A 5,778-nucleotide genomic window follows, 5' to 3' on the forward strand; every position below is an offset into this window, starting at 1 on the left:
GGGTTCGGCGGGTCCGTGGCAGGGGCATGTGCCGGCCGGCCGGTTCCCCGGGGTACGGGGGTCGGGAGAGTGATGTTTCCGGCCGGTGGGTTTGCGGGCCGTTCCGGCGGGGAAGTCCGTTCACCGTCACGGCGTGGCTCGCATGCGGAGCGTGATGGTGCCGCCGGGCAGGGGGCGTTTCCGGTGGTCGGCCGCGCGGCGGGGCGCGGCAGGGGGCGCGCGGGAAGCGCGAGTGCGCCCCGACGGATGTCCACGCGCTCCCGGTGATTGTGCGTGATTCCCTCGAATGAGGCGGTGTGCCCCGGACGTTCCTCCCATAGTCGGTGCACCCCGGCGGAAGCGGCGAGCGCGAGGTGGCGTTCCGCGCCGGGGACGAGGGGGGAAACCCGCGTGGACCTCACACCACGGCACCATCCGATCGTCATCCTCGACATCGTCGGTTCCGGCCGGCGCACGGACCCCGACCAGTCCTGGCTGAGGGAACGGCTCTACGCCATGACCGAGCGGGCCCTGCGGACGGCCGGCATCGAGGGGGCGCAGACCGAGGACCGGGGGGACGGCATCCTGGCCCTGCTGCCCGGCGGGGTACCCAAGACCGCCCTCCTCGGGCCGTTCGTCGACGCCCTCGACGCCGAACTGCGCGCCCACGCCCGCCTGTACCGCACGGGGCCGCGCTCGCTGCGGCTGCGCGCCGCCCTGCACGCCGGGGAGGTCGCCCGGGACGAGCGGGGCTGGGTGGGCGCCGACCTGAACACCGCCTTCCGCATGGTGGACCTGCCCGCCCTGCGCGGCACCATGGAGGCGGCCGAGCGGGCCGTGCTGGCGCTGGCCGTCTCCGACGTGCTGTACCGGGCGATCGTCCGGCACGACCATCCGGGCATCGACCCGACCGAGTACCGGGACGTGCCGTTCTCCGCGAAGGAGATCAGCGGGGAGCGGCTGTGGATCCGGGTCCCCGGCTACTACGAGCCGCCCGGCCTGCCCGCGCCGGAGGCGGCGTCGGGTTCGGCCGGCTCCCTCGACGGGGAGCGGCGGGGTACCTCCGGCCCGGCCCGTTCCGCCTCGGCGGAGGGGGCGAACGGCACAACCGGCGGCTCCGGCCACACCGTCGGCGGCTCCGGTAATTGGGGCACGGGAGGGACATTCACCCAGAGGGACAGCCCGGGGGGCGTTTTCGCCCCGGGTGGCACTTTCAACAACTCACCGGTGACGACGGGCACCGGCGCCGGAAGCGCCCCCGCCTCCCGGGAGCACGAGAAGACGATGCGGGAGATCGCCGATCTGCGGCGGGAACTGGCCGCAGCGCGGCGTCGTCGGGAGGTGGACGCCGAGTCCGGGGAGGCGGCCGAGGAGGAACTGGACACCGCCGAGCGGGAGCTCGGTGAGCACGGCCGGGGGCCGGGCCGGGCCCGTCTCGCCCTGCGTCGCTTCCTGGGCCTGGTCACCGGTGCCGGGTTCCTGGTCGCCGGTGCCGAGCGGGCGCTGGGCATGCTCCCGGGAGGGGAGGAATGATGGTCGACCCCACCACTCCCCCGCCCGGTGGACACCGGGGGGACGGCCGGGACAACCTGGGCACCGGCGCCGGGTTCTCCCAGGAGAACAGCCCCGGCGCCGTGTTCGCGCCCGGGGCCCACTTCCACGACTCGCCGGTGCACACGGGCGACATCAACCACAACTACGCCACCGACCTCTCCCCGACGGAGGCATTCGACCGGGCCCGTCGCTGTCTGGAGCGGGGGTTGCGGGAGCGGGCCGACGATCTGCTGCGGCAGGCACTGGAGTCCCTGCCCCGGGGGGTGACCACCCGGGTCCCCGGCGGCGTCGCGCCCGCCCGGCAGGAGGTGCTGTACGCGGCACTCCTCACCCTCGTCAGCGGTCGCTCCATCGAGGAGCTGGGCCCCCTGCTGGCGCGGTTCCGCGAGCACCTGCGGGAGTTGGCGGAATTCCCCGCCGGGGACCCGTACCGGGCGGCGGGAGAGGCGTTGGGGCGGATCGTCCGCGCCGCCGGGAGCGGAGGCGGGGAGCCGGTGACCGAGTCGGTGCTGCTCGACAAGCGCTTGACTCCGGCGCTGCGGAAGGAGATCGCGGACCACGTGACGGCACTGCGGGCCGATCTCGTCCGGGAGGAGGCGGAACACGCGGAGCGCGAGCGGCTCCGGGCCACCCGGGCGCCGCATCTGGTTGCGGAGCGTGAGTATCGGGTGCCGATCTTCTTCCTGCCCGACGCGGTGGAGCCGCGCCGTCCCGCCGGGGAGGGGCCTCCCGGGGGACGGCTGCCGTTGGTGCTCCTGGTTCCGGGCGGACTGATCCTGGCCGTCGGCTGGTTGTCGGTCCTGGGTGCCGGTGCGGATGCCGGCGGGTGGTGGGTTCCGGTGGTCGGTGTGTTCGGTTGGGCCCTGGTCTTCACCTGCGCCCTGCGCGTGCACTGGTACCGCGATCGGGCCCGAAAGCTGATCCGCTGGCAGCGCCTGGGGGTGGCCCGGACGCGGCGGTACAGCTGGAGGGGCACCGGGGCCTCTCCGTGGGACGAGCGCGGGCCCGAACTACGGAAACTCATCAGCCGGAGGTTCCGCGACCGGTTGCGCGACGACCCGTGGTGCGAGCGGTGGATGCACGACTCCGCCCCGACGCGGAAGGCCCTGCTGAACGAGTGGTGCGACCTGTACGCCGAGGAGAAGGTGCCGGCGGATCACTTCGACTGGCTGGCCCAATGGCAGGCGGAGCGGACCGAGGCCGAATGGAGGGCCGGGAGGCTGTCGCCTCCTCCACAGGAGGCGGCGACCCCGGCGGAGAAACCCGGGCGGAAGCCGGAACCGTTGCCCCCTGGAACGACGCCGGGGCGCTTCTCCCTCGGCCGTTTCGTGGGGTGGGCACTGCTGGGGGTGGTCGCCTTCCACGCCGTTCCGGAGTTGGTCACCGAGGAGTCCGTCGGCACGCTCGCCACGCTGCTCTGCGTGCTCGCCCTCGGTAGGGCGTGCACCGTGTACCCGGCCCGGCGGCTGTACGGCCGCAGGCGCCACCGCATCGCGGATGAGAAAGAGTTCGAGGAGCGGCACTCGGAGGAGATGAGCAGGTACGAGGAATGGGTCGAGTACCTGGCGGCCCGGCCCTCCGATGAGGAGATGGAGATCTGGCTGTACCAGGACACGCGGCGACTGCGGCACGAGTACCTGGCACACCACGACCGCCGGGCCACGGACGCCTTCTTCGACTTCTTCCTGCTCGAACGGGCGCCGGGCAGCCTGGCGGCACGGGTCGCCGGGTGTCCCCCTCGCTACTCCGGTTACATCGTCCGGTACTTCATGCTCAGCCGGTCGGGGGTGTGGATGGGCAGGTGGGAGGTGGACTTCAGGAAGGGAACCCACTCGGGGCGTGAGGACGAGACGTTCCGCTACGCGAAGCTCACCACGGTGAAGATCGTGCGGGAGGGGGGCGACCCCGAGCAGGCGACTCCCCAATATCGGCACATCGGTGGCCGGGCCGTCCGCCTCGGACCGGCGGGGCTCCGGCAGAGTCTGCACGTCAGATTGGAGAACGGGGATTCCCTCGACGTGCGGGCGGAGGACTTCTCCGACTTCGGGGAGACCGTCGGAGCCGAGAACCCGGAGCGTCTGGAGCAGCTCGCGCTCGAATCCTCGGGCATCCGCCGGGCCTCCGACATCCTGGCCGCCGTTACGGCGGAGGGCGTGGAGTGGTTCGAGGAGCAGCGTCGACGGGCCCTGGAACTGCCGGAGCGGCCGGACCCCCGGGAGGAGCGGGGACGGTCCACCGAGCTGCCCGAGCAATTGTTCGTGAAGGACATCGTGGACGCCAAAGGACTCCCCCCGGGCTCCTCCGGAAAGGACGAGCCGGTGGGCAGGGGGCCCGACGAGGAGGAGTGACCGCCGGCCGCACCACCGCGGGGCGGGACGCGCACGGCGCGTCCCGCCCCGCGCGCGCTCCGCGAAACGAATGAAACGGATGTGCCGAAAAGGTGAGCTTCCGCATCACGGCCGGACAAACGGGTACGCGCGACTCGCCCCCACGGTGTGAAACCAGTGGTCTCCGGTACGAAGGAAGCAAGAACAGTGACAGATGTAGCAGGTCAGGGATCCGCATCCGACGACGACCGCCCGATCCTCACCAACCGGCAGGGTCACCCCGTCTACGACAACCAGAACCAGCGCACGGTCGGCGCGCGGGGCCCGGCCACCCTGGAGAACTACCAGTTCCTCGAGAAGATCAGCCACTTCGACCGCGAACGCATCCCCGAGCGGGTGGTGCACGCCCGGGGCGTCACCACCTACGGCTACTTCGAGAGCTACGGCAAGTGGGGCGACGAGCCCATCAGCCGCTACACCCGCGCCAAGCTGTTCCGGGAGGAGGGCAAGCGGACCGACGTGGCCGTGCGGTTCTCCACGGTGATCGGCGGCCGGGACTCCTCCGAGGCCGCCCGCGACCCGCGCGGTTTCGCGGTGAAGTTCTACACCGAGGACGGCAACTGGGACCTGGTCGGCAACAACCTGGGCGTGTTCTTCATCCGGGACGCCATCAAGTTCCCCGACGTGATCCACTCCCTCAAGCCCGACCCGGTCTCCCACGAGCAGAAGCCCGCCCGGATCTTCGACTTCATGTCGCAGACCCCGGAGTCGATGCACATGCTCGTCAACCTGTTCGGCCCGCGCGGCATCCCCGCCGACTACCGGCACATGCAGGGCTTCGGGGTGAACACCTACAAGTGGGTCAACCAGGAGGGCGACACCGTCCTGGTCAAGTACCACTGGATGCCCAAGCAGGGCGTCAAGAGCATGACCGAGGAGGACGCGGCGGCCGTCCAGGCGGGTGAGCTGGGCCACGCCACCAAGGACCTGTACGAGGCGATCCGGCGCGGGGATTACCCCGAGTGGGAGCTGCTGGTCCAGGTGATGGAGGACCACGATCACCCCGAGCTGGACTTCGACCCGCTGGACGACACCAAGACCTGGCCGGAGCAGGAGTTCCCGCCCCGGCCGGTGGGCCGGATGGTCCTGGACCGCACCGTGAGCAACTACTTCGCGGAGAACGAGCAGATCGCCTTCGGCACCGGCGTGCTCGTCGACGGCCTGGACTTCTCCGACGACAAGATGCTGGTCGGCCGGACCTTCTCCTACAGCGACACGCAGCGCTACCGGGTGGGTCCGAACTACCTCCAGCTGCCGGTCAACCAGCCGAAGAACGCCACCGTGCACACCAACCAGCGCGACGGACAGATGGCGTACGACCAGGACGGGCACGGGGAGAACCCGGAGGTCAACTACGAGCCCTCGATCACCGGCGGCCTGCGCGAGGGGACCTACCCGACCGCGGACGAGCAGGGTCCGGAGATCCGGGGCCGGCTCACCCGCAAGCGCATCCCGCGCACCAACGACTACCTCCAGGCGGGCCAGCGGTTCCGCCTGATGGAGGACTGGGAGCGCGACGACCTGGTGAAGAACTTCATCGACCTGATCTCGCAGACGGACCGGGCGGTGCAGGAGCGCATGGTCTGGCACTTCCTGCTGGTGGAGAACGAGCTGGGCCTGCGGGTCGGCGAGGGCCTGGGCATCTCGCCGAAGGACGTCGCCCACCTGGAGCCGCTGGCCTCCCAGGACCTCACCGACGAGGACCGCAAGCGGCTGGAGAACCTGGGCGAGAACCCGCCGCGGGACGTCTCCGGCCTGACCATGACGCACTGCGTCCCCAACGAGCGGCACGTCGTCACCCGCTGACGGCCGGCCGAACACCGCGGGCGGCGGCCCGGGACCCCGAGCGGTCCCGGGC

The 5,778-nt window shown here is 71.5% G+C and carries 3 protein-coding genes; all 3 read left to right on the forward strand.

The genetic code is table 11. From position 1 onward, the window contains the following. Positions 1-390 precede the first annotated feature (390 nt). The 3 genes from FNQ90_RS10625 to FNQ90_RS10635 all read left to right on the forward strand — a co-directional run bounded on the left by FNQ90_RS10625 (position 391) and on the right by FNQ90_RS10635 (position 5,726). Entirely contained in the window at positions 391-1,512 is a 1,122-nt protein-coding gene (locus FNQ90_RS10625) for a hypothetical protein (protein ID WP_182606147.1), read from the forward strand. After that, complete coding sequence (locus FNQ90_RS10630; protein WP_182606148.1) at positions 1,509-3,881, forward strand: hypothetical protein; 2,373 nt, start codon at positions 1,509-1,511, stop codon at positions 3,879-3,881. Before FNQ90_RS10625 ends, FNQ90_RS10630 begins: the two co-directional genes overlap by 4 nt. Before the next feature lie 186 nt (positions 3,882-4,067). Then, on the forward strand, positions 4,068-5,726 hold the full coding sequence (locus FNQ90_RS10635) for a catalase (protein WP_182606149.1): 1,659 nt from the start codon (positions 4,068-4,070) through the stop codon (positions 5,724-5,726). The last annotated feature ends 52 nt before the right edge of the window (positions 5,727-5,778 follow it).

The sequence above is a fragment of the Streptomyces alkaliphilus genome (assembly GCF_014141535.1).
Classification (GTDB): domain Bacteria; phylum Actinomycetota; class Actinomycetes; order Streptomycetales; family Streptomycetaceae; genus Streptomyces; species Streptomyces alkaliphilus.

What these genes read in the sequence shown, in the direction of transcription:
- FNQ90_RS10630 (WP_182606148.1), top strand. Translation starts at nt 1,509, where the DNA reads ATGATGGTCGACCCCACCACTCCCCCGCCCGGTGGACACCGGGGGGAC.